Raw genomic sequence first — 1,366 nt, 5'->3', positions numbered from 1 at the left:
CCCGTTTTCGTTGCGGCGGGCCCGCCATGCATTGCAGTGGCGTAACGGGCGGGCCCGAATACCGATATCTCCTGCGAACTCGGTAACAATCGATCTCTACGCAAACTAGGAGGCGGCATGAAGCGCTCACGTATCTCGAGCCTCACCGCGGGTGCACTGTGTGCCGCATTCGTCGCCTGCGCCACCGTCGCGAACGTCGGAGTCGCGGCCGCCGTGCCGATCTATCCCGCCTCCGACCCTGATCCCTTCTACCTGCAGCCGCAGGGTCTGGCGGATACGGCGGTCGGCGAGCCGCTCGCGGTCCGGCCGATGCCGCCGTTGCTCGCCTTCCCCGACACCGACGTCTGGCAGGTGAAGTACCGCACCACCAACTCGGAGGACCACCCGATCTCGTCGGTCACCACCGTGCTGGTACCCCGCACCCGGCCGGTGAACGGGCCGCTGCTGTCGTATCAGCACATCATCAACGCGCTCGGACCGAGGTGCGCGCCGTCTCGGACCCTGTACTCGAACGACCCCGACCTCCAGATCAAGGAGGCGCCGGCACTGAACCTCGCACTGCAACGCGGCTGGACGGTCGCGCTTCCCGATCACCTCGGCCCGAACAGTGCGTACGGTGCCGCGCGACTCGGCGGAACCATCACCCTGGACGGCATCCGCGCGGTTCAGCGGGTGCCCGAACTCGCCGTGGCGGAGAGCCCGGTCGCGCTGGCCGGGTACTCCGGCGGCGGCATGGCGTCGGCGTGGGCCGCGGCGCTCGCACCCACGTACGCGCCGGAACTGAACATCGTCGGTGTCGCCGAGGGCGGTGTGCCCATGAACATCGGCAAGATGGCCAACGGTCTCGGCATGCAGCCGCATCCGGCGTTCGGTCTCGCGATGGCGGCGGCACTCGGACTCGAGCGTGAGTACCCGGACCGCCTGCCGATCAGCGAGCAACTCAATGATCGCGGCCTGGCGATGCGCGACGAGATGGTCAACGCGTGCACCAACGGCATTCTCGCGGCAGGCGCAGGGCGCAGCGCGACGGAGGTCGCCAGGACCACCGACCTCATGAGCAGCCCGCAGGCCTGGGAGGTGCTGAACGAGAACAGTGTCGAGCTGTATCCGGGGGTACCGACCGCGCCGATCTTCGAATGGCACAGCCCGACAGACGTACTCATTCCGATCGACTCGATCGAGGCGACCGTCGCGCGATACTGCGCCGCCGGCGCCAAGGTGCAGTCCGATCTGTTCCCGAGTCCCGACCATCTGACCACCGCCGTGCTGGGCCTGCCGACCGCCCTGGACTACCTCGACGCCCGGTTCCGCGGCGACCCCGCACCGTCCAACTGCTGATCGGTGGGCGCCGATCCGCGACGGGTCG

At 68.5% G+C, this 1,366-nt stretch carries 1 protein-coding gene; it reads left to right on the top strand.

From position 1 onward, the window contains the following. The first annotated feature begins 117 nt into the window (after positions 1 to 117). Entirely contained in the window at positions 118 to 1,338 is a 1,221-nt protein-coding gene (locus RHA1_RS00740) for a lipase family protein (protein WP_009472685.1), read from the top strand. Positions 1,339 to 1,366 lie beyond the last annotated feature (28 nt).

It is taken from the genome of Rhodococcus jostii RHA1 (genome assembly GCF_000014565.1).
GTDB classification, from domain to species: domain Bacteria; phylum Actinomycetota; class Actinomycetes; order Mycobacteriales; family Mycobacteriaceae; genus Rhodococcus_F; species Rhodococcus_F jostii_A.
This window is presented reverse-complemented; position numbering and strand designations above follow the sequence as displayed.